This is a genomic window from Streptococcus sp. 517s (assembly GCF_054445985.1).
In genome coordinates this window covers 1,593,463-1,615,811 of sequence record NZ_CM136847.1, presented here as the reverse complement: position 1 = coordinate 1,615,811, position 22,349 = coordinate 1,593,463, and the positions used below count along the sequence as shown (strand labels likewise).

General features: G+C 43.9%; 14 protein-coding genes and 1 pseudogene. 11 read left to right on the top strand and 4 right to left on the bottom strand.

All coding sequences use genetic code 11. The annotated features are described in order from the left end of the window. Positions 1–8: 8 nt before the first annotated feature. Entirely contained in the window at positions 9–422 is a 414-nt protein-coding gene (locus ACVX3R_RS08035) for an EamA family transporter (protein WP_458794826.1), read from the bottom strand. A 215-nt stretch (positions 423–637) separates the two neighbouring features. Here ACVX3R_RS08035 and glmS point away from each other — a divergent pair, with 215 nt between their 5' ends. Further along, complete coding sequence (glmS, locus tag ACVX3R_RS08030) at positions 638–2,446, top strand: glutamine--fructose-6-phosphate transaminase (isomerizing) (RefSeq protein WP_458794825.1); 1,809 nt, start codon at positions 638–640, stop codon at positions 2,444–2,446. A 110-nt stretch (positions 2,447–2,556) separates the two neighbouring features. After that, complete coding sequence (locus ACVX3R_RS08025) at positions 2,557–3,609, top strand: LLM class flavin-dependent oxidoreductase (protein ID WP_458794824.1); 1,053 nt, start codon at positions 2,557–2,559, stop codon at positions 3,607–3,609. 229 nt (positions 3,610–3,838) lie between these two features. On the opposite strand, the gene ACVX3R_RS08020 is transcribed toward ACVX3R_RS08025, so the two are convergent. Further along, on the bottom strand, positions 3,839–4,696 hold the full coding sequence (locus ACVX3R_RS08020; RefSeq protein ID WP_458794823.1) for a 5'-nucleotidase, lipoprotein e(P4) family: 858 nt from the start codon (positions 4,694–4,696) through the stop codon (positions 3,839–3,841). A gap of 366 nt (positions 4,697–5,062) precedes the next feature. Between ACVX3R_RS08020 and ACVX3R_RS08015 the strand changes: the two genes are divergently transcribed. Genes ACVX3R_RS08015 through ACVX3R_RS07985 form a run of 7 tightly spaced genes read left to right on the top strand, consistent with a single transcriptional unit; the run spans position 5,063 to position 10,398 of the window. Next, the gene (locus ACVX3R_RS08015; RefSeq protein WP_458794822.1) at positions 5,063–6,067 is read left to right on the top strand and encodes a uroporphyrinogen decarboxylase family protein; all 1,005 of its coding nucleotides are present in this window, start codon (positions 5,063–5,065) and stop codon (positions 6,065–6,067) included. An 11-nt stretch (positions 6,068–6,078) separates the two neighbouring features. Continuing rightward, positions 6,079–6,282: a hypothetical protein gene (locus ACVX3R_RS08010; protein ID WP_125825661.1), complete on the top strand. Its 204-nt coding sequence runs from the start codon at positions 6,079–6,081 to the stop codon at positions 6,280–6,282. Positions 6,283–6,284: 2 nt separating this feature from the next. Continuing rightward, entirely contained in the window at positions 6,285–7,283 is a 999-nt protein-coding gene (locus ACVX3R_RS08005) for a uroporphyrinogen decarboxylase family protein (RefSeq protein WP_458794821.1), read from the top strand. 11 nt (positions 7,284–7,294) lie between these two features. After that, complete coding sequence (locus ACVX3R_RS08000; protein ID WP_458794820.1) at positions 7,295–8,173, top strand: transporter substrate-binding domain-containing protein; 879 nt, start codon at positions 7,295–7,297, stop codon at positions 8,171–8,173. Positions 8,174–8,205: 32 nt separating this feature from the next. Beyond that, positions 8,206–8,898 (top strand): amino acid ABC transporter permease, encoded by a 693-nt coding sequence (locus ACVX3R_RS07995; protein WP_000255460.1) that lies wholly within the window; start codon positions 8,206–8,208, stop codon positions 8,896–8,898. A 3-nt stretch (positions 8,899–8,901) separates the two neighbouring features. Further along, the gene (locus ACVX3R_RS07990; RefSeq protein ID WP_084945085.1) at positions 8,902–9,624 is read left to right on the top strand and encodes an amino acid ABC transporter permease; all 723 of its coding nucleotides are present in this window, start codon (positions 8,902–8,904) and stop codon (positions 9,622–9,624) included. Between the two features lie 9 nt (positions 9,625–9,633). Next, complete coding sequence (locus tag ACVX3R_RS07985) at positions 9,634–10,398, top strand: amino acid ABC transporter ATP-binding protein (protein WP_458794819.1); 765 nt, start codon at positions 9,634–9,636, stop codon at positions 10,396–10,398. Between the two features lie 201 nt (positions 10,399–10,599). Here ACVX3R_RS07985 and ACVX3R_RS07980 read toward each other — a convergent pair whose 3' ends face one another. Further along, entirely contained in the window at positions 10,600–14,316 is a 3,717-nt protein-coding gene (locus tag ACVX3R_RS07980) for a pullulanase (protein WP_458794818.1), read from the bottom strand. Positions 14,317–14,757: 441 nt separating this feature from the next. Between ACVX3R_RS07980 and rpoB the strand changes: the two genes are divergently transcribed. Together rpoB and rpoC are read left to right on the top strand one after the other, a co-directional pair. Further along, positions 14,758–18,369 (top strand): DNA-directed RNA polymerase subunit beta, encoded by a 3,612-nt coding sequence (gene rpoB / locus ACVX3R_RS07975; protein WP_458794817.1) that lies wholly within the window; start codon positions 14,758–14,760, stop codon positions 18,367–18,369. 32 nt (positions 18,370–18,401) lie between these two features. Then, positions 18,402–22,067 (top strand): DNA-directed RNA polymerase subunit beta', encoded by a 3,666-nt coding sequence (gene rpoC, locus ACVX3R_RS07970; protein WP_458794816.1) that lies wholly within the window; start codon positions 18,402–18,404, stop codon positions 22,065–22,067. 71 nt (positions 22,068–22,138) lie between these two features. Here rpoC and ACVX3R_RS07965 read toward each other — a convergent pair. Next, positions 22,139–22,282 (bottom strand): annotated as a pseudogene (locus ACVX3R_RS07965) (ISL3 family transposase); the annotation flags it as partial. Positions 22,283–22,349: the final 67 nt, after the last annotated feature.

The following is a 22,349-nucleotide window of genomic DNA, read 5'->3' as shown; positions in this document are numbered from 1 at the left end:
ACTTTTTATTACAATATCATCACCAAGGTCCCAATCGTAATCAGGATACAGCCAATAATTGTTTTAAACGTCAGGACATCCTGTAGGAAGAAAAAGGCTAGAACGAGGGTAATGACGAGACTGAATTTATCGACAGCAGATACCTCAGTTGCATTGCCCATCTGTAGGGCTTTGTAGTAGCAGAGCCAGGAGGCGCCAGTGGCCAAGCCTGATAAGATGAGAAAGAGCCAACTTTTTTTACTGATGTTGATAATTTCGGTCTGACTATTGGTCAAGAAAACCATGGCCCAGGCCATAAGAATGATGACGACTGTACGAATAGCGGTTGCTAGATTGGATGGAACTCCCTCAATCCCAATCTTGGCTAAAATTGACGTTAAGGCTGCAAAGACAGCCGATAAAAGTGCGAAGAAAAACCACATGGCAAATACCTCCTCTTTTTATTATAAGTAATTGATGCTGACTTGTCAGGTATCAAGTGAAATTCTGATAAAATACCAGATAGAAAAACTATACCAATTTTTATCCTTGACAAGTGAGAAAAACAAGTATATACTGTCTTTGCTGGTTCTGTAAAACGAAAATCAGACTATACCAATTTAAGGAGAAAGCGCAGCTGGTCTGTGTCGTATATATTATGTGTGGAATTGTTGGTGTTGTTGGAAACACAAATGCAACTGATATTTTGATTCAAGGGCTTGAAAAGCTCGAATACCGTGGCTATGATTCTGCGGGGATTTTTGTCCTAGGTGGTGCTGAAAACCATCTAGTCAAGGCTGTCGGTCGTATCGCAGAATTGTCTGCTAAGACAGCTGGTGTTGAGGGAACAACTGGTATTGGACATACTCGTTGGGCGACTCACGGGAAACCAACTGAAGACAACGCTCACCCACACCGCTCTGAGACAGGACGTTTTGTCTTAGTGCACAATGGGGTCATTGAAAACTACCTTGAAATCAAGGAAGAATACCTTGCAGGTCACCACTTCAAGGGGCAAACAGATACGGAAATCGCCGTTCACTTGATTGGAAAATTTGCAGAAGAAGATGGTCTCTCAGTTCTTGAAGCCTTCAAAAAAGCCCTTCACGTCATTCGTGGTTCTTATGCCTTTGCCTTGATTGACTCTGAAAATCCAGATGTCATCTATGTCGCTAAGAACAAATCTCCACTTTTGATTGGTCTTGGGGAAGGTTATAACATGGTCTGCTCAGATGCTATGGCTATGATTCGTGAGACCAACCAATACATGGAAATCCATGACCAAGAGTTGGTAATTGTCAAGGCGGATAGCGTCGAAGTGCAAGACTATGATGGCAACCGCCGTGAGCGTGCTAGTTATACTGCGGAGCTAGACTTGTCAGATATCGGTAAGGGAACTTACCCTTACTACATGCTCAAGGAAATTGATGAGCAACCAACGGTGATGCGCAAGTTGATCCAAGCTTACACAGATGAGGCTGGTCAAGTTGTCGTAGATCCAGCTATCATCAAGGCTGTTCAAGATGCAGACCGCATCTACATCCTTGCAGCTGGAACATCATACCATGCAGGATTTGCTTCTAAGAAGATGCTGGAAGAGTTGACAGATACACCAGTTGAACTTGGAATTTCATCTGAGTGGGGCTACGGTATGCCACTTCTCAGCAAGAAACCACTCTTCATCTTTATCAGTCAGTCTGGTGAAACAGCTGATAGCCGTCAGGTTTTAGTCAAGGCTAATGAAATGGGCATTCCAAGCTTGACAGTGACAAACGTCCCAGGCTCAACTCTTTCTCGTGAAGCCAACCATACTATGCTTCTTCACGCGGGCCCTGAAATTGCTGTGGCATCAACCAAGGCCTACACAGCACAAATTGCAGCTCTTGCCTTCCTTGCAAAAGCAGTCGGAGAAGCAAACGGCAATGCTAAAGCGCAAGCCTTTGACCTGGTTCATGAGTTGTCAATCGTAGCTCAGTCTATCGAATCAACTCTTTCTGAAAAAGAAACCATTGATGCCAAGGTTCGTGACCTTCTTGAAACCACTCGCAATGCCTTTTACATTGGACGTGGTCAAGACTACTATGTAGCTATGGAAGCCAGTCTTAAGCTCAAAGAGATTTCTTACATCCAATGTGAAGGCTTTGCGGCAGGAGAACTCAAGCATGGAACCATTGCCTTGATTGAAGAAGGAACGCCTGTCTTGGCCCTCTTGTCAGATCCAGTCCTTGCTAACCACACTCGTGGAAATATCCAAGAGGTCGCAGCCCGTGGTGCCAAGGTTCTCACTATCGCAGAGGAAAATGTTGCTAAAGACACAGACGATATCGTCCTTACGACTGTACACCCATACCTTTCACCAATCTCAATGGTCGTACCAACGCAATTGGTCGCTTACTTTGCAACACTTCACCGTGGCCTTGATGTGGACAAACCACGTAACCTTGCTAAGTCAGTAACAGTAGAATAAACTGAGAAAGTCTAGTTCATCTAGGCTTTTTCTAATGAGCAAATTTATTGAAAATAAAACTAATTAGTGATAAAATACCCTAAAACTAAAAGAGATAGCGAGGAAACAGGATGGTAGAATTGGGAATTTCAACATTTGGGGAAACAACAGCTCTGGAAGCGACCGGGCAGATTTACAGTCATGATGAACGCATTCGTCAGTTGGTGGCAGAAATTGAGCTGGCTGATAAGGTTGGTTTGGATGTGTACGGGATTGGGGAGCATCATCGGGAGGACTTTGCGGTATCGGCGCCAGAGATTGTTCTTGCAGCTGGGGCAGTCAATACCAAAAAAATCCGTTTGACCAGTGCGGTCAGCATTCTCTCGAGTATGGATCCGATTCGCTTGTTCCAACAATATGCCACCATCGATGCCTTGTCAAATGGACGGGCAGAGATTATGGCAGGGCGTGGTTCATTCACCGAGTCTTTCCCACTGTTTGGTTATGACTTGAAAGACTACGAAGCTCTCTTTGATGAAAAGTTAGAACTGCTTGAGTTGGCAAATGAAAGCACCAAAGTGAACTGGCAGGGACAATTGACCCAAAGCATTGCTGGAAAAGAAGTCTATCCTCGTCCTGTTCAGGACAAATTGCCATTGTGGGTGGCGACAGGTGGTCATGTAGAGTCAACAGTGAAGATTGCTCGGGCGTGGTTGCCGATTGTCTATGCCATTATCGGTGGTAATCCACGTTATTTTAAAAAGCTGATTCAAGCTTATCGTGAGATTGGTAGGGAAGACGGTCATGCGGATAAAGACCTGAAAGTAGGCGCTCATTCTTGGGGCTGGATTGCTGAAGATGGCGAGCAGGCTGTCAAAGATTATTTCCATCCGACCAAGCAAGTGGTAGATGCGATTTCTAAGGACCGTCCACACTGGCAGGAGTTGACCTATGAGCAATATTTGGAGCAAGTTGGTCCAAATGGAGCCATGTTTGTGGGAAATCCAGACCAGGTGGCAGAAAAATTGATTCGCATGATTGAGGATTTAGACTTAGACCGTTTCATGCTCCACCTACCGCTTGGTTCCATGCCTCATGGTCAAGTTCTGAGAGCTATTGAACTCTTCGGCACACAAGTGGTACCCAAAGTACGAGCTTACTTTGCCATGAAAGAGGGGGTATAAAAAAATCCAATCAGTTGAGTCGATTGGTGAGGAACACCCATGGATTCAGCAACAGGTGGAAGTGGTACAAGGGGGAGAGCATACTATCTAGTGGAATATATACTAGTTTATACCAAGTACAAGATAAAATAGCAAAAAAGGCGACTTCCGCTTGGAAATCGTCTTTTTTGATATTCTCACAAATACGATATCTTGTGGTTGGTGTAAACTGGTAGATAGATCTCTTATTTTATTTATCAAAACCTTGTAAGTTTTTTTGGCGCTCTTCAGTTTGACCCTTGCCATCCAATTTATTACCATTGTAGACAGTGCTTTCCCATGATCCGTACATTGGGTTAGGGAAAATGATGAATTTCTCACCAAACTCTTTTTGTAATTCCTCTAATTTTTGGTCGCGCTCAGTTTCAGAGGTCTTTGAAAACTCTGCAAAGTCCACAAGATTGTCTCCTAGTAGCATGACTAAGTTGGTTTTTTCTTGGACTGCTTGTCTACGACCTTCTTTAGATTTGACGCCTTTTTCTAAGAACATGAGATGATCGCGGCTTTGTACAGGAATTCCTTCATTTTCTAGGTTTTTGATCGTATCATCTACCTGATCTATCGTGCGGTCAGATACATAGTAAATTTGGACACCGTTTTGGTCTGCAAATTGGAGAAAGTCTTTGGCACCTGGTACAGCCTTGGCTGCGGCTTTTTTTACCCAGACATCCCAGTTTTCTGGGGTAAATGCTGTTCCATCTTTGACATTTTGCGCTTGATAAGGACTGTTGTCTAATACGGTTTCGTCCAAGTCCAAAACGATAGAGTAGGGTTTATCTGTCTGTGTTTTTAGTAGTTCTTTCAAACGATCAGTAGCGACATTGTAACCTTGTAGGTATAGTGCCTTGGTTTCAGCTGCTTTTTGATACCAAAGAGTTGACATAGTATTTTCTCTTGAACGCAACTGATCATAGGTCATTGTAACCTGATTGTCAGATGTACTACTTTGTGTTGTCTGTGAATTTGCCGAATTTGTGCCACAGCCAGTCAGTAAAATGACGGAAGCAAGTGTAGAAGCAATTGTAATAGTAACTTTGGATATTTTCATAATCCGATCCTCCTAATAATAGTCTATTAACATTGTAGCGTTTTCATGGGATTTGTGCAAGGAAATATCGAGAGAAAAGAAATTTTTCAGTAGTAATTTGGTATTAGGATAAAATTATATACTTAATTTTGGAATGAAGATGGATATAAAAAAATTCAATCGGCTTGATAGAAAATCTATATCAGCTTCTTTTTGAAAAATAGATGAAAACAAAGTGAATCTTTGAAAGGTTAGTAACATCAAGCTTTTCAGGGATTTTTTCTTTATAGATATAAAAATTTCCAATCGAGTTGATAGTCAATATATATTGGGAAAAGGGGAAAAGGAGTGGTAAGATGGTTTCAATCCAAATGGAAGGAGAAAGGTATGGCAAGTAAAAGAGATTTAGTCTTTAGAGCGATTCGAGGCGATGAAGTGGAAAGAGTTCCTGTGGGATTTTGGTTTCATTTTGTAACACTCGAAGAAAAGGGGCAGGGATTAAATAATCCACGTATCTTTCAAAAAAGTGTTGATGGGCATCGCAACTATGTGGAAAGGATTCGCCCTGATTTTGTCAAAATTATGAGTGACGGTTTTTTCTTTTATCCAAGTAATGTCTATAATCCTAAGATTGCAAGCATTCAGGAGCTGACTTCTATTGAGTCGATTGGTGAGGAACACCCATGGATTCAGCAACAGGTGGAAGTGGTACAAGCGATTCGAGAGACCTTTACAGAAGAGATTGCTTCTTTCTACAATATCTTTTCACCTATCTCTTACCTCAAGCGCTGGTTCCGTACAGAAACTTCGCGAGGTGATAAGGAAGTAGCTGATCTATTGCTTGAAAATCCTGAGCAATTCAGAGCGATTCTAGATGTGATTGCAGGAGATATTGCTCCCCTAACTCAGAAAATCATCCAGCAAGGTGGAGTTGATGGGATTTATCTCAGCACCCAGGAAATTCAAGATGAGCGCATCACACCAGCACTCTACCAAACCTATATCGAACCGAGCAATATAGCGATTTTGGATGCAGCCAATCAGGTTGGTGGGACCAATATCCTCCATATCTGTGGTTTTGAAGGTGCGAGCAATGATGTGACGATATTTAAGGACTATCCAGCTCAAGTGGTCAACTGGGCGACCCACCATGAGGATGTTAGTTTGACACAGGGTCAGGAGTTGTTTCGAGGTAAGGCCGTTTTAGGTGGATTTGAAAATGGCAAGAAAAGCTTGCTTTATCAAGGTTCCAAGGCGGAATTGCAAAATGAAACAAGACGGTTGTTGGCTGAAGCTGGTAGTAAAGGCGTTCTTCTGGGAGCTGACTGTACTGTTCCAGATGACTTTGACTTAGAGAGGTTGGACTGGATTCGGCAGGCAGCTGTTCTCTAAAAGGAGGAGCTATGAAAAGTAAAAGATGGGGCATCTTCATTGCAGTTGTCGGTTTGCTGGCCTTGGTTGCCATAAGCGTCGTAAAAAATGGGCACTGCCAAAATGGAGAGAGATGTCGTGGAGTTCAGGATTTTTCCAAGTCCAGTCTACCCTTTCTACGCTCGAATGATATCGCAAGCAGTTTATTAGTTGAAAAAGTAAGAAATGGAGAATAAGAATGTCAGAAAAAAAAGAATGGGTTTTAAAAGCATTTAGAGGTGAAAAGGTTGATCGTGTGCCAGTTGGCTTTTGGTACCATTTCACATCCGAAGACGAATGGCTACACGGTTTCTCAAATTCAGCTATTATTGAGAAGAATATCGAGGGCCATAAGCGCTTTATCCGAGAAGTTCAGCCAGACTTTATCAAACTCATGAGTGATGGCTACTTTGCTTATCCAAATCCAGCGATTGCCAAAGGCAAATCACTTCAAGAATTGGCAACCATTCAACCACTCGGACTAGAGCACGCTTGGATAAAAGAGCAGGTTGACTTGGTTAAGAAAATCAAGCAAGAATTTACAGAAGATATCGTTGCGATTTACAATATTTTTGCTCCTGTGACCTATCTCAAGTGGCTACTGGGGGAAGTATCTGGTGGTGATGACCTTATCGCGGACTTCCTGGTGGAAGATCCTGAAGCTCTGAAGAAGGTGTTGGATGTGATTGCAGAGGATATTGCGAGTCTCAGCCGAGCTGTTATCGAAGAGGCTGGTGCTGATGGAATCTACCTCAGCGTGCAGAGTATCCAAGATCAACGAGTGTCGGCAGCAGATTATCAAGCCGTCATTGCACCTAGCGAGATAACTGTTCTGGAAGCAGCTAGTGCTGTTGGTGGCGTCACAGTTCTTCATATCTGTGGCTACGAGGGAGCGCGAAATGATATTCACCTTTTTGCAGACTATCCAGCCCAAGTCTTTAACTGGGCTGTAGGACCAGAGGGAATCACTCTCAAGGAAGGTCGTGAGATTTTCAAGGGACGTACGGTTCTTGGAGGATTCGAAAATGGTAAGACAGGCTTGCTGTATACTGGTAGCAAGGATGCCATTCAGGCTGAGGCAAAGAAACTAGTTGCAGAAGCTGGGGAACAGGGCTTGGTACTTGGAGCAGATTGTACCATTCCAAGTGATATCGCAGTTGAACGTATCCAGTGGGTGAGAGAAGCGCTTGAAAACTAAAGGAGAAAAAGATGAGTAAAAAAGCATGGATTATCGGTGGTGTAGCAGTTGTTGCAGTAATTGGGGCAACGATTATCGGGAGAAGTTTAGCTGGCGCTCCAGCCAAGGAGGGAGAAACGGCTTCGTCTGGTGAGGTTATAACCTTGAAGGTTGCCCATACACAAAACTATGTACCTTATGACTTTGTCAATGAAAAAGGGGAATCAGATGGTTATGAAGTAGCTGTTTTGAAGGCTGTTGATGAGAAGTTGGCAAACTATCAATTTGAATATACGGGCACCAGTGATGACGACCTCTTGATTGGTCTGGAATCAGGCAAGTATGACATCGGAACCAAGGGAGCTTGGTACACAGAAGAACGAGCTAAAAAGTTTGTCATTCCATCTGAACCAGTCGGAGCGAGCATCATCGGATTTACTGTCAGAAAAGAAGATGAACAGAAATACAAAACCATTGATGACTTTGCTAAGAATAAAGGGAAATTGGTTCCCATCTCGCCACAGAATGCTCAATGGAATGTTATCACCAGCTACAATGAAAAACATCCGGATGCACCGATTGAGCTAACAGCTGCTGAATCCTTTAAAGTGGCAGATGCCTATGCCTGGGTCTTAGAAGGACGTTATGACGCCTTCTTTGATATTAAACTGTCCTTTGAAAAAGCAGTTACTGCAGAAGATGGCCCTTACCACCAATATGCGGATAAACTCAGCTGGTTCCCATACAAGGGCATTCCAACTTATCCCTTGATTCACCGTGATGAAAAGGGTGAGAAATTCGCTAAAGAATATGAAAAAGCAATCAAAGAGTTGAAAGAAGATGGTACGCTTGCTAAGCTATCTCAGCAATACTTTAAAGAAGATGTCTTTAGTTATGTAGACAAAGACTAGGCCAGAAATTCCAAGACTAGAAAGGGTTTTGCATGGTTTCTTATGATTTTTCCAAGGTCTTTCAGTTTTTACCGACCTTATGGCAGGCACTTCCTATGACCTTGTCCATTCTCTTTTTTACCACTCTTCTTGGTTCCCTTTTTGGAGGCCTCTTGGCCTGGGCACAAGTAGGAGAAGACAAGAGTTTTGCAGCGATTTCCAAAGGCTATATCTTTACCCTACGTTGTACACCGCCGATTGTCTTGCTTTTTCTAGTCTTTTATGGCTTGCCAGAATTTCTGAAATGGTGGCTTGGTTTGGATATCAACAACTGGTCTAAAACTATTTTTGTTCTCCTGACGATGATTCTCTTGTTTGCGGCTATTGTTGCCGAGGTTTTCAAGGCAGCCTATCAAGCTATTCCAAAGGGGCAGACAGAGGCCGGGCTTAGTATTGGTTTGACTCCAAGTCAGACTTTTTGGAGAATCATTTTTCCCCAAGCTTTTCAAGTTGCTCTTCCCAATATAACGACCGCTATTCTCAATCTCATGCGGGATGCTGCCTTGGCCTATACGATTGGTTTTGTTGATGTTATGGGGGCGGGGAATCTCTTGATCAGTCGCAATTTAGGGAACTACTCTCTGGAAACCTATACGGCAGTTGCGCTTCTTTACTGGGGGATTGCCTTGGTTATTTCTAGCTTGAGTCGTTTGCTTGAGAAGTCTTTGGAAACAAAAGGGAGGTAAGAAATGGATATAGACTATATTGTAAAGACCTTTCTGGAGACCTTGAAGGGTGTGCCAATCACCTTGATTATCATGATTGTGGCTATGGTCTTAAGCTTTTTACCGGCTCTATTTTTAGCCTTGGGGCAGATTTACAAGGTTCGAGGTGTGAGGAGTTTTTCTCTGGTCTATCTGGCCTTTATCCGAGCGACTCCTCCGATTTTATTGATTCTCTTCTTTTATAGTTTGTTTCCAAGCCTGCTGAATCAATTTCTCAAAAGCATAGGAAGTGACTTTGATATTTTCAAACTTGATCCTCTCTACTATGCCTTTATCATTTATAGTTTGATGACAGTCGGGAGTTTGTCGGAGATTTTGCGTTCAGCTATCTTGACAGTGGACAAGGGACAACTAGAGGCGGCGCATGCGATTGGGCTGACTACGACCCAGGCTTATCTAAGGATTGTTTTTCCTCAAGCCTTGCGCTCAGCCTTGCCTAACTTGGCCAATTTGGTGATCAATATCGTCAAAGGGACCTCCTTGGTCTTTGTCATGACCATCAAGGACATCACCGCTATTGCTCGTGTAGAAGCGTCCTACGGTTACCAGTATTTCGAGTCTTATTTTGTGATCTTTTTGCAGTATATTTTGATCTGTGGTTTGATTCAGTGGGGCTTCTCCCTACTGGAGAAAGGCTATGTGAAAAAAGAAAAGAGGGCAAAAACATCTAGCGCGCGTTTTGTATAGGAGGACAGGATGTTACAAGTAGAACATATCGCAAAAACATTTGGTGAGAGGCAGGTCCTGGAGGATGTCAATCTCCAGGTCAACCAAGGGGATGTCGTTGTTATCTTAGGACCATCAGGTTCGGGGAAAACGACCTTTCTCCGTTGTCTCAACCACTTAGAAAAAGCTGATAGTGGCCGTTTGACATTGGCAGGAAAGACCTATGACTTAGCCAAATTGAGCAAGAAAGACATTTCAGAAATTCGCCAAAAAACAGCCTTTGTTTTCCAACACTACAATCTTTTTGCAAATAAAACTGCTCTGGAAAATATTCTAGAAGGTCTAATCGTAGCTCGTAAAGTTCCCAAGGAAGAAGCGCTCAAACGTGCAGAATCTGCCTTGGAAAAAGTTGGTTTACTGGCCTACAAAGACTACTACCCTTCACAACTATCTGGAGGGCAACAACAACGAATAGGAATTGCGCGTGCCATTGCCGTCAAGCCCGAGGTCATTTTGCTAGATGAACCAACATCGGCACTAGACCCTGAGTTGGTTGGAGATGTTTTGGATGTTCTGAAACAGTTGGCGGGAGAAGGTGTGACCATGGTGGTCGTCACGCATGAAATGGGATTTGCTAGGGATGTCGCTAACCACGTTATTTTCATGGATGGAGGCCGTATCGTAGAGGAGAACAATCCCCACGATTTCTTTAGTCGTCCACAAGAAGAACGAACCAAGCAGTTCCTGGCTCGTATCTTATCAGATGCCACCTATAGTGTAGAATATATGATTTGATAGATAAGTGTATGATAAAAACAACACCCCATGACTAGAAGAGTCTTCTAATCATGGGGTGTTTTTCTATAGGAGGGCTAGTTTATATTCTTTGAAAATCTCTTTAAACCAGATCAGCTTCGCCTTGTCTACAACCTCAAAGCTGTGCTTTGAGCAGCCTGCGGCTAGCTTTCTAGTTTATTCTTTGATTTTCATTGAGTATTAGTTCTTTTTCTTGTTCTTTATCAACCATCCAAGTCCGAGAAGGGCAAGGATGCTGAATCCAGCAAGGGCAAGAAGGGATTTGTTCTCAGTACCTGTGTTTGGAAGGACCTTCTGAGAAAGAGTCTCTGCAGCGGTTTCTTGAGTTTCAGGATTAGCTGCTAGGCTTTGAGCTCGGCCTTGTTCTGGTTCAACTTCCAAGCTAGAAAGATCAAATTCTGGTTTTTCTTCCACAGCTGGGGCGACAATAGCACCACCTTGAGACAAGCGGAGAACAACGGCAGTGAGAGCGTTCAATTTCAAGCCTTTTTCAGTCCATTCGAGACCTTGAGGGTTGGCGATTCCTACTGGTCCGGCTTGATTTTCATCTGCGAGGACTTCAGCCTTTCTCAAGTGAGCAAAGGCAGTTCCTAGAGTAAATTCACGAGCCTTATCATCCGCATTGACAAAGACAGCGTAGACATCACCGTTTGGAGCAGTAATTTGGTAGCCGATGACCACGTCTTCTTTTTCAACGCCATTTTGTCCTGGGACAGTAATGAGGTGGACGCGCTCCTTGATATCTTGCAGACTCTTGAGTCGGAAAGCGTCTGTAGATTGACGAAGAGCAATCAATCCTTTCATGTAGTTACGGCTCTTGACATTTTCAGGATATGCTTTGCCATCAGTTGCTTTGGCCCAATCAAACTTGTTGACAGCATCACTAGAGTCATAAGAGTCATGGATAAAGTAAGGATAGACAAATGGCTTGCCGTCCTTATCACGCAACAAGTGAGACTTGTTTGGAACCTTATTGTCTGGAACAGGAGTCTTGTAGGCTGGGTCTAGGAATTGTTTAGTGCGTCCGTATTCCTGACCAGAGTGGATAAAGGGAGTTCCTTGAGCAGTCAAGACCATGAGGTTTCCAAGTCGCAAACGGCGATGGATTTCAGCATAGTTCTCAGCCTTGCTAGGGTCTTTTTTGATAGACTGGGCAATGATGTCAAAGAGGGTCAAGTTATCATGGGCTGCGATATATTGGATGACATCTCCAGGACTGTCTGCTTCAAAGTTAGTTGGTTGGGCAATGAGATTTTTAAAGATGGTATTGATATCGCGTTTGCCACCTGTGATAAAGGCAGGTTGACCTTCGTTTGGATAGCCAGACTTGAGGTTGTTACGGATGTCGTCTGAAAAGACAGCGACAGTATCTGTTTTCTTCATCCAATCTTGGTCAGCAGGTTGTACAGGCGTATTTTCATCACCAGTATAGGTTCTCCAGCCTTCACCTAGCATGATAAGATTTGGATTGAGGGCGCGTGCAGCTTTGTACGCTTCTTCGATAGAAGCCGCATCGTGGTCACCCATCATATCAAAGCGGAAACCATCTACTTTGTAAGTTTCAACCAGATACTTGATAGAGTCTACCAAGACACGTTTAGACATGTAGTGGGTAGTTCCCAAACGACCGCCACCAAAGCTAGTACGTGGAGTTCCGTCTGCGTCCATAAAGTGATAGTAGTTTGGCTCAATATCCTCAAAAATGTCAACATTGGCAGTATGGTTGTAGACCACATCCAAGATAGCCCCCATGCCACGTTTGTGGATTTCGTTGATGAGATTTTTGAATTCGGCAATTCGTTTTTCTGGATCCTTAGGATCGCTTGAGTACATACCAGTCAAGGAGAAGTAGTTTTGAGGGTCATATCCCCAGTTGTAATTACTGTTGCTTGAAGCGTAGGCAGATAAACGTTCTTGGTTCTTCAATTCATTGACAAAGTAGTAAGACAAGACTGGAAGGAGCTGGATGTGGGTCACACCCAAGTCTTTGAGATAGTCCAGTTTTTCGATAAAGGCTTCAAAGGTACCAAATGGCTTGGTCAAGTCTTTTGCGATGGCAGGATCCGAAGTGAAGTCACGTACATGAGCTTCATAGATAACGGCATCTTCACGTGATTTGAAGTTACGAATCTTTCCATAGGTCAAGTCTTGCGGACCTAACTTCGCTGGATCGACAAAGGCAGCTTTAGCGACCTTATGAGCGGCATCTGTTTTTGCTAGGTCACTGTTCCAAGCCGCTAATGATTTGGCATAAGGGTCAAGAACGAGGACAGTTTTACCTTGGCGCTCGATTTGGTAGTGGTAGTAATAGCCAGTGTAGTTGCTGATACCGAGACCAGAGTTTGCACCCAGAGTTTGTTGCCAGGTTCCTTTTTCTCCTTTTTCAAGGGCGACAGTTCCAACTACTTTTTCAGGGTCTTTCTTGTCATAGACAACAACGGAAACCTTATCAGCACTTGGAGACCAGAGGGTGAGGTCAACACGCTTGCCATCTTCTTTTAGAGTTGCGCCGAGTGGACCATCATAACTGTAGGACTCATCCTTGAGGCGCCAGCTTGAACGTGTGGTAAAGCGGTCTGAATTGTAGCTGACAGTGTACGGGTGTTGGGTGTCAGAGAAGTTGCCGATGTAGGTCACTTTTTTACCTGCCTCATCCACTTCCACGTCTGTGATAGCTACTTTATTCCCTTGGTAATCAGTGATGCTGGAGTGCTTGAGGATGTCGTCTTTCTTAGCTCCAACGAGGGTAGAAAAACTGCTTTCGATACGAGATTTAGCCACGTGTTGGGCACCAGTCATACGGATATCGTGAACGTAGTAGGGGTTGGTGTAGATGGTTTCGTCATCATCCTTGAGGAAAATCTGACTGTGATTTTTTAGATCAGTGAATTTATAATCCTCTTTTCTGATTTTCACATCATCGCCTTTCTTGCTTTCGTCTAGTAATAAAAATCCAAATTCTCTCGCAGCTTCATTGAGTGGGATATCAATGTAACGGCCATATTTTCCAGTTGCGGTAAAGTCAGTACCGTCAGGCCATTCTCCGCTGCTTGGGTTTTTAACATCGCCCCAATACCAAAGAGATTTTTTGTCATAGTTGCCATCGGTGCGGTAGTAGTTGACACGAATAGTTCCTGCTGGTTGAGGGCGGTAGTTGTATACCTTGTAGTTTTCATCTAGCCAGGCCTCATTCATTTTTGGAGAGAGGCGTTCTACCGAACGATCTCCCGTCAGGTTATCCCCCTTGGTATTGTTGATGAGGAAGCTGACTTTCTTGGCTTGCACATTTTTGAGTTTGACATCTAGGTAATAACCGTAGTCATCTTTCTTGGCATCCTTAAAGGACTTGGCTCCATTGGGCCAGTTTTCAGACGGTTTTTCAACATCGTCCCAAGTCCAAAGACCTTGAGAATCTTTGTTTTCTTCAGGGAGTTTTTTTACATGGATGCGGAAGTGGTTGTCTGCGATGGGTTCTTCAGAAGATGTGTCAGCTTGTGGTTTTTGATCTGATGTTGGCGTCGAAGTGCTGGCATTTACTTTCTCTTCCTTGCTGTTAGCTTGGCTTGTAGTAGCATTTTCTGTTTTAGGTGTTTCTGGTGCGGTAGTAGTTTCCACAGATGGAGCTTCTTTTTTAGCGTCCAGGGAAGCGTTTGCATTCTTTTGTTCAGAAATAGGCGTTTCCTTTTGAGTTTGACTCGTTTCAGTCTCAGTAGGGGCCTTGGTCACAATGCTGGTATTTTCCTGAGTTTGAGGAAGGTTCTCGTTGGCCGAAATAGTTGGCATTGCTGCAGAAAGCAAGACAAGGCTGGCACCAATAAGGATAGAACCAGTTCCGTTCTTCAAGGAACGGATACCATAAATCATTTTTTTCTCAGTTTGAGATGGGATCTTTTTCATCACAATTCTCCTTGTGTAGTTGTTCCCTATCAGTATAGCACGAGGTAAACATCAGTGCAAGCGTTTTCCTAATTTTTGAGAGAAAATATAATGCTTCATTCTCTTGAAATTTTAAAATAATATATAGGAAAAGATTGTTTAAAAAATAGTAAAAAACCTTGAAAAATCTAGCTAAATAAGGTATAATATGAATAATCATTTGTCGTAGGTTTTGTCTGAAATATTGTCCAGACAAGGCTCACAGCAGTTAAATCTTCTGAAAAAGTCAGATTTAGCTGCTCTTTTTGTGCTTTTTTTCAGGTTTTTGAGTGCTTGTAACAAAGATTTAAAGATTCTGAAAATTCGTCAAAGGGACACGGTGATAGGGGTTTTTAAAACCATATGACGATTAGAAAAGCCTGATTGACAAGGCTTGGAATTTATTTACAAAGGAGAATCATCTTGGCAGGACATGACGTTCAATACGGGAAACATCGTACCCGTCGTAGTTTTTCAAGAATCAAAGAAGTTCTTGACTTACCAAATTTGATTGAAATTCAAACGGATTCATTCAAAGATTTCCTAGATCACGGACTTAAGGAAGTGTTTGAAGATGTATTGCCAATTTCAAACTTCACAGACACAATGGAGTTGGAATTTGTTGGCTATGAAATCAAGGAACCAAAATATACGCTCGAAGAAGCTCGTATCCATGATGCTAGCTACTCAGCACCCATTTTTGTAACCTTCCGCTTGATTAATAAAGAAACAGGCGAAATCAAGACTCAAGAAGTCTTCTTTGGTGATTTCCCAATCATGACCGAAATGGGTACTTTCATCATCAATGGTGGTGAACGTATTATCGTTTCTCAGTTGGTCCGCTCACCAGGTGTTTACTTTAATGACAAAGTAGACAAGAACGGTAAAGTAGGCTACGGTTCTACTGTTATCCCTAACCGTGGAGCTTGGTTGGAACTTGAAAGCGACTCAAAAGACATCGCTTATACTCGTATCGACCGTACTCGTAAGATTCCATTTACAACCTTGGTTCGTGCGCTTGGTTTCTCAGGTGATGATGAAATCTTTGATATCTTCGGTGATAGCGAATTGGTTCGCAACACCGTTGAAAAAGATATCCATAAGAATCCAATGGACTCTCGTACAGACGAGGCCTTGAAAGAAATCTACGAACGCCTTCGTCCAGGTGAGCCTAAGACTGCTGAAAGCTCACGTAGCTTGCTTGTAGCTCGTTTCTTTGACCCACGTCGCTACGATTTGGCAGCTGTTGGTCGATACAAGATTAATAAAAAATTGAACATCAAAACACGCTTGCTCAACCAAACCATCGCTGAGCCATTGGTAGATCCTGAAACGGGTGAAATCTTGGTAGAAGCTGGTACCGTTATGACTCGTAGCGTGATCGAAAGTATCGAGAGTCACTTGGATGGCGACTTGAACAAGATCGTTTATATTCCAAACGATGCAGCTGTTCTGACAGAACCAGTTGTCCTTCAAAAATTCAAGGTTGTTGCGCCAACAGACCCAGACCGTGTTGTAACCATCATCGGAAATGCCAATCCAGACGACAAGGTTCGTGTTGTGACTCCTGCGGATATCCTTGCAGAGATGAGCTACTTCCTCAACTTGGCGGAAGGTATCGGACGTGTGGATGATATCGACCACCTTGGAAACCGTCGTATCCGTGCAGTTGGTGAATTGCTTGCAAACCAAGTACGTCTTGGACTTTCTCGTATGGAACGTAATGTCCGTGAACGTATGTCTGTTCAGGATAATGAAGTTTTGACACCGCAACAAATTATCAACATCCGCCCTGTGACAGCTGCGATCAAAGAATTCTTTGGTTCCTCACAATTGTCCCAGTTCATGGACCAACACAACCCGCTTTCTGAGTTGTCTCACAAACGTCGTTTGTCAGCCTTAGGACCTGGTGGTTTGACTCGTGACCGTGCTGGATATGAAGTACGTGACGTGCACTATACTCACTATGGTCGTATGTGTCCAATTGAAACACCTGAAGGACCTAACATCGGTTTGATCAATAACTTGTCATCATACGGACACTTGAACAAGTATGGATTTGTTCAAACACCATACCGTAAGGTTGACCGTGAAACTGGTGTAGTCACAAACGAAATCGTTTGGTTGACAGCCGATGAAGAAGATGAATTTACTGTAGCACAGGCTAATTCAAAATTGAACGAAGATGGTACTTTTGCTGAGAAAGTCGTCATGGGACGTCACCAAGGGGTCAACCAAGAGTATCCAGCAGAAGTGGTTGACTACATGGACGTGTCACCAAAACAGGTAGTTGCCGTTGCGACTGCATGTATTCCATTCTTGGAAAACGATGACTCCAACCGTGCCCTCATGGGTGCCAACATGCAACGTCAGGCTGTGCCATTGATTGATCCAAAAGCACCTTACGTTGGTACTGGTATGGAATACCAAGCAGCTCATGACTCTGGAGCTGCAGTTATTGCTCAGCATGATGGTAAAGTTACCTACGCAGATGCGGACAAGGTAGAAGTTCGCCGTGAAGATGGTTCCCTAGATGTCTACCACGTTCAAAAATTCCGCCGTTCAAACTCAGGTACTGCCTACAACCAACGTACTCTCGTTAAAGTTGGGGATGCCGTTGAAAAAGGCGACTTTATCGCTGACGGACCTTCTATGGAAAATGGAGAAATGGCGCTTGGACAAAACCCAATCGTCGCCTACATGACTTGGGAAGGTTACAACTTCGAGGATGCCGTTATCATGAGCGAACGCTTGGTCAAAGACGATGTCTATACATCTGTCCACCTTGAAGAATACGAATCAGAAACGCGCGATACAAAGCTTGGGCCTGAAGAAATTACTCGTGAGATTCCAAACGTTGGTGAAGATGCCCTTAAAAACCTTGACGAAATGGGGATTATCCGTATTGGTGCCGAGGTTAAAGAAGGGGATATTCTTGTAGGTAAAGTAACGCCTAAAGGTGAAAAAGACCTTTCAGCTGAAGAACGTCTCTTGCACGCTATCTTCGGAGACAAGTCTCGTGAAGTGCGTGATACTTCTCTTCGTGTACCACACGGTGCCGATGGTGTCGTTCGTGATGTTAAGATCTTTACACGTGCAAATGGAGATGAGTTGCAATCAGGTGTTAACATGCTGGTTCGCGTCTACATTGCTCAAAAACGTAAGATCAAGGTCGGAGATAAGATGGCCGGACGTCACGGAAACAAGGGGGTTGTCTCTCGTATCGTTCCTGTAGAAGACATGCCTTACCTCCCAGACGGAACTCCAGTTGATATCATGTTGAACCCACTTGGGGTGCCATCACGTATGAATATCGGTCAGGTTATGGAGCTCCACCTTGGTATGGCAGCACGTACTCTTGGTATCCACATCGCAACGCCAGTCTTTGACGGAGCAAGTTCTGAAGACCTTTGGGACACTGTTAAAGAAGCAGGTATGGACAGTGATGCTAAGACAATCCTATACGATGGCCGTACTGGTGAGCCATTTGATAACCGTGTATCAGTTGGTGTCATGTACATGATCAAACTCCACCACATGGTTGATGATAAATTGCACGCGCGTTCAGTCGGACCTTACTCAACCGTTACTCAACAGCCACTTGGAGGTAAAGCTCAGTTTGGTGGACAACGTTTCGGTGAGATGGAGGTTTGGGCTCTTGAAGCCTACGGTGCGTCAAATGTTCTTCAAGAAATCTTGACTTACAAATCTGACGATATCAACGGTCGTTTGAGAGCTTATGAAGCTATTACAAAAGGAAAACCAATTCCAAAACCAGGTGTTCCAGAATCCTTCCGAGTTCTTGTGAAAGAATTGCAATCTCTTGGTCTTGACATGCGTGTCCTTGACGAAGATGATCAAGAGGTGGAACTTCGTGACTTGGATGAAGGAATGGACGAAGATGTCATCCACGTAGATGACCTTGAAAAAGCCCGCGAAAAAGCAGCCCAAGAGGCTAAAGCAGCCTTTGAAGCTGAAGAAGCTGAGAAAGCAACAAAAGCGGAAGCAACAGAAGAAACTGCTGAACAAGAATAAGCAGTTCACTTAGAATAGAAAGGGAAGAAATAGTGGTTGATGTAAATCGTTTTAAAAGTATGCAAATCACCCTAGCTTCTCCAAGCAAAGTCCGTTCATGGTCTTATGGAGAAGTCAAAAAACCTGAAACAATCAATTACCGTACGTTGAAACCAGAACGTGAAGGGCTCTTTGACGAAGTCATCTTCGGTCCTACTAAAGACTGGGAATGTGCTTGTGGGAAGTACAAACGCATTCGTTACAGAGGGATTGTTTGTGACCGTTGTGGGGTTGAAGTAACGCGTACAAAAGTTCGTCGTGAGCGTATGGGGCACATCGAGTTGAAAGCTCCTGTATCTCACATCTGGTATTTCAAGGGGATTCCAAGCCGTATGGGCTTGACCCTTGATATGAGCCCTCGTGCCCTCGAGGAAGTTATCTACTTTGCGGCTTATGTGGTGATTGATCCGAAGGATACACCACTTGAGCACAAGTCAATCATGACAGAGCGCGAATACCGTGAGCGCTTGCGTGAGTATGGCTATGGATCATTCGTTGCCAAGATGGGTGCCGAAGCCATCCAAGACCTGTTGAAACAAGTAGATCTTGAAAAAGAAATTGCTGAACTCAAAGAAGAGTTGAAAACAGCTACTGGGCAAAAACGTGTCAAAGCTATCCGTCGTTTGGATGTTTTGGATGCCTTTTACAAGTCTGGGAACAAACCTGAATGGATGGTTCTTAACATCCTCCCAGTTATTCCACCAGATCTCCGCCCAATGTTGCAGTTGGATGGTGGCCGTTTTGCCTCATCTGACTTGAACGACCTTTACCGCCGTGTTATCAACCGTAACAACCGTTTGGCTCGTTTGCTTGAGTTGAATGCACCTGGTATCATCGTTCAAAATGAGAAGCGTATGCTTCAAGAAGCGGTTGATGCTTTGATTGACAATGGTCGTCGTGGTCGTCCGATTACAGGACCAGGTAGCCGTCCACTGAAATCATTGAGCCACATGCTCAAAGGGAAACAAGGACGCTTCCGTCAGAACTTGCTCGGTAAACGTGTTGACTTCTCAGGACGTTCCGTTATCGCCGTTGGTCCAACTCTTAAGATGTACCAATGTGGTGTGCCACGCGAAATGGCGATCGAGCTCTTTAAACCATTTGTTATGCGTGAAATCGTTGCCCGCGACATCGTGCAAAACGTCAAAGCAGCTAAACGCTTGGTGGAACGCGGTGATGAGCGTATCTGGGACATCCTTGAAGAAGTAATCAAAGAACACCCAGTGCTTTTGAACCGCGCACCGACCCTTCACCGTTTGGGTATCCAAGCTTTCGAGCCAGTCTTGATCGATGGTAAGGCCCTTCGTTTGCACCCGCTTGTCTGTGAAGCCTACAATGCCGACTTTGACGGGGACCAAATGGCCATCCACGTACCGCTTTCAGAAGAAGCTCAAGCAGAAGCTCGTATCCTCATGCTTGCTGCTGAGCACATCTTGAACCCGAAAGATGGTAAACCAGTTGTTACTCCATCTCAGGACATGGTTTTGGGTAACTACTACTTGACTATGGAAGAAGCTGGTCGTGAAGGTGAAGGAATGGTCTTCAAGGATCGTGACGAAGCTGTCATGGCTTATCGCAATGGTTATGTTCACCTCCACTCACGTGTTGGTATCGCGACAGACAGCCTCAACAAACCATGGACAGAAGAGCAAAAACACAAGGTCTTGCTTACAACAGTTGGTAAAATCCTCTTCAACGACATCATGCCAGAGGGTCTACCTTACTTGCAAGAACCAAATAATGCGAACTTGACAGAAGGGCTTCCAGCTAAGTACTTCTTGCCACTAGGTGGCGATATCAAGGAAGCCATTCGCAACCTTGAACTCAATCCTCCATTCAAGAAGAAAAACCTTGGAAATATCATCGCTGAGATTTTCAAACGTTTCCGTACAACAGAAACCTCTGCATTCTTGGACCGATTGAAAGACTTAGGTTACCATCATTCAACACTTGCTGGATTGACAGTGGGGATTGCTGATATCCCAGTCGTTGAAGACAAGGCTGAAATCATTGAAGAATCTCATAAGCGTGTAGAACAAATCACAAAACAGTTCCGTCGTGGTTTGATCACTGATGATGAACGTTACAATGCTGTTACAGCTGAATGGCGTGCAGCTCGTGAGAAATTGGAAAAACGCTTGGTCGATAACCAAGATCCGAAGAACCCAATCGTTATGATGATGGACTCAGGAGCTCGTGGTAACATCTCGAACTTCTCACAACTTGCCGGTATGCGTGGTCTGATGGCTGCTCCGAACGGGCGTATCATGGAATTGCCAATCCTTTCAAACTTCCGTGAAGGTTTGTCAGTACTCGAAATGTTCTTCTCAACTCACGGTGCCCGTAAAGGTATGACCGATACGGCCCTTAAGACAGCCGACTCAGGTTACTTAACTCGTCGTTTGGTTGACGTCGCCCAAGACGTTATCATCCGTGAGGACGACTGTGGAACAGACCGTGGTCTCTTGATCCGCTCTATCGCGGAAGGAAAAGAGATGATCGAGTCTCTCGAAGAACGTCTCAATGGTCGTTACACTAAGAAAACTGTTAAACACCCAGAAACTGGCGAAGTTATCATTGGTCCAAATGAGTTGATTACAGAAGACAAGGCGCGTGAAATTGTCAATGCTGGTGTGGAAGAAGTGACTATCCGTTCCGTATTTACATGTAACACTCGTCATGGTGTTTGCCGTCACTGTTACGGTATCAACTTGGCGACTGGTGATGCGGTTGAAGTTGGTGAAGCAGTTGGTACAATCGCTGCCCAATCTATCGGGGAACCTGGTACACAGCTTACAATGCGTACCTTCCACACGGGTGGGGTTGCCTCAAATACCGATATCACTCAAGGTCTTCCTCGTGTCCAAGAAATCTTTGAAGCCCGCAATCCAAAAGGGGAAGCGGTTATTACAGAGGTCAAAGGACAAGTTACAGCAATCGAAGAAGACGCTTCAACTCGTACCAAGAAAGTCTTTGTTAAGGGTGAAACTGGCGAAGGTGAATACGTCGTTCCATTTACAGCACGTATGCGTGTTGAAGTTGGAGACCAAGTTTCTCGTGGTGCAGCATTGACAGAGGGTTCTATCCAACCCAAACATCTCCTTGCTGTTCGTGATGTCTTGTCAGTTGAAACTTACCTTCTCGGTGAAGTCCAAAAAGTTTACCGTAGCCAAGGGGTAGAAATCGGTGATAAACACATTGAGGTTATGGTTCGTCAAATGATCCGTAAAGTCCGTGTCATGGATACAGGTGATACAGATCTTCTCATGGGTACCCTTTTAGACATTAACGATTTTACAGATGCTAATAAAGATGTCCTTATCGCAGGTGGGGTTCCAGCGACTGGTCGCCCAGTTCTTATGGGAATTACCAAAGCCTCACTTGAAACAAACAGTTTCTTGTCAGCGGCTTCCTTCCAGGAAACAACTCGTGTCCTTACAGATGCGGCCATCCGTGGTAAGAAAGACCATCTCCTTGGACTCAAGGAAAATGTTATTATTGGTAAGATCATCCCAGCAGGTACTGGTATGGCTCGCTACCGTAATCTTGAACCACAGGCAATCAATGACGCAGAATATCTAGCTCCTGAACAAGAAGAGACAGAACTTGCTCCAGTAGATGAAACTGTGGAAATCCAATCTGAAGAAACTGTAGAATAAAAAGTAAACAAGAGAACCTTCGGGTTCTCTTTTGTTTGGCCTCTTTTTCAACTGTAGTGGGCGACATATAACTAAGTACGAGAGAGAATCATATTGGTTCTTTCTTTTGTAATGTTGAAAGCGACAAGAATTTTAGTTTTAATGTTTTTAAAGTTTCAAAAATCGAATGCATGACGTCTCACGTTCTTGACGAGCGTGTTGGTCGCCTCCAATTTTATTTCGAGCAATTCTGTGGTGCTTTCATTATAGTTTTTCTGCTACTTTTTGTCTGTGTTTAAAAAG

What these genes read in the sequence shown, in the direction of transcription:
- ACVX3R_RS08035 (WP_458794826.1), bottom strand. Translation starts at nt 422, where the DNA reads ATGTGGTTTTTCTTCGCACTTTTATCGGCTGTCTTTGCAGCCTTAACG.
- ACVX3R_RS07995 (WP_000255460.1), top strand. Translation starts at nt 8,206, where the DNA reads ATGGTTTCTTATGATTTTTCCAAGGTCTTTCAGTTTTTACCGACCTTA.
- ACVX3R_RS07985 (WP_458794819.1), top strand. Translation starts at nt 9,634, where the DNA reads ATGTTACAAGTAGAACATATCGCAAAAACATTTGGTGAGAGGCAGGTC.
- ACVX3R_RS07990 (WP_084945085.1), top strand. Translation starts at nt 8,902, where the DNA reads ATGGATATAGACTATATTGTAAAGACCTTTCTGGAGACCTTGAAGGGT.
- ACVX3R_RS08005 (WP_458794821.1), top strand. Translation starts at nt 6,285, where the DNA reads ATGTCAGAAAAAAAAGAATGGGTTTTAAAAGCATTTAGAGGTGAAAAG.
- glmS (WP_458794825.1), top strand. Translation starts at nt 638, where the DNA reads ATGTGTGGAATTGTTGGTGTTGTTGGAAACACAAATGCAACTGATATT.
- ACVX3R_RS08020 (WP_458794823.1), bottom strand. Translation starts at nt 4,696, where the DNA reads ATGAAAATATCCAAAGTTACTATTACAATTGCTTCTACACTTGCTTCC.
- ACVX3R_RS08025 (WP_458794824.1), top strand. Translation starts at nt 2,557, where the DNA reads ATGGTAGAATTGGGAATTTCAACATTTGGGGAAACAACAGCTCTGGAA.
- ACVX3R_RS07980 (WP_458794818.1), bottom strand. Translation starts at nt 14,316, where the DNA reads ATGAAAAAGATCCCATCTCAAACTGAGAAAAAAATGATTTATGGTATC.
- ACVX3R_RS08015 (WP_458794822.1), top strand. Translation starts at nt 5,063, where the DNA reads ATGGCAAGTAAAAGAGATTTAGTCTTTAGAGCGATTCGAGGCGATGAA.
- ACVX3R_RS08010 (WP_125825661.1), top strand. Translation starts at nt 6,079, where the DNA reads ATGAAAAGTAAAAGATGGGGCATCTTCATTGCAGTTGTCGGTTTGCTG.
- ACVX3R_RS08000 (WP_458794820.1), top strand. Translation starts at nt 7,295, where the DNA reads ATGAGTAAAAAAGCATGGATTATCGGTGGTGTAGCAGTTGTTGCAGTA.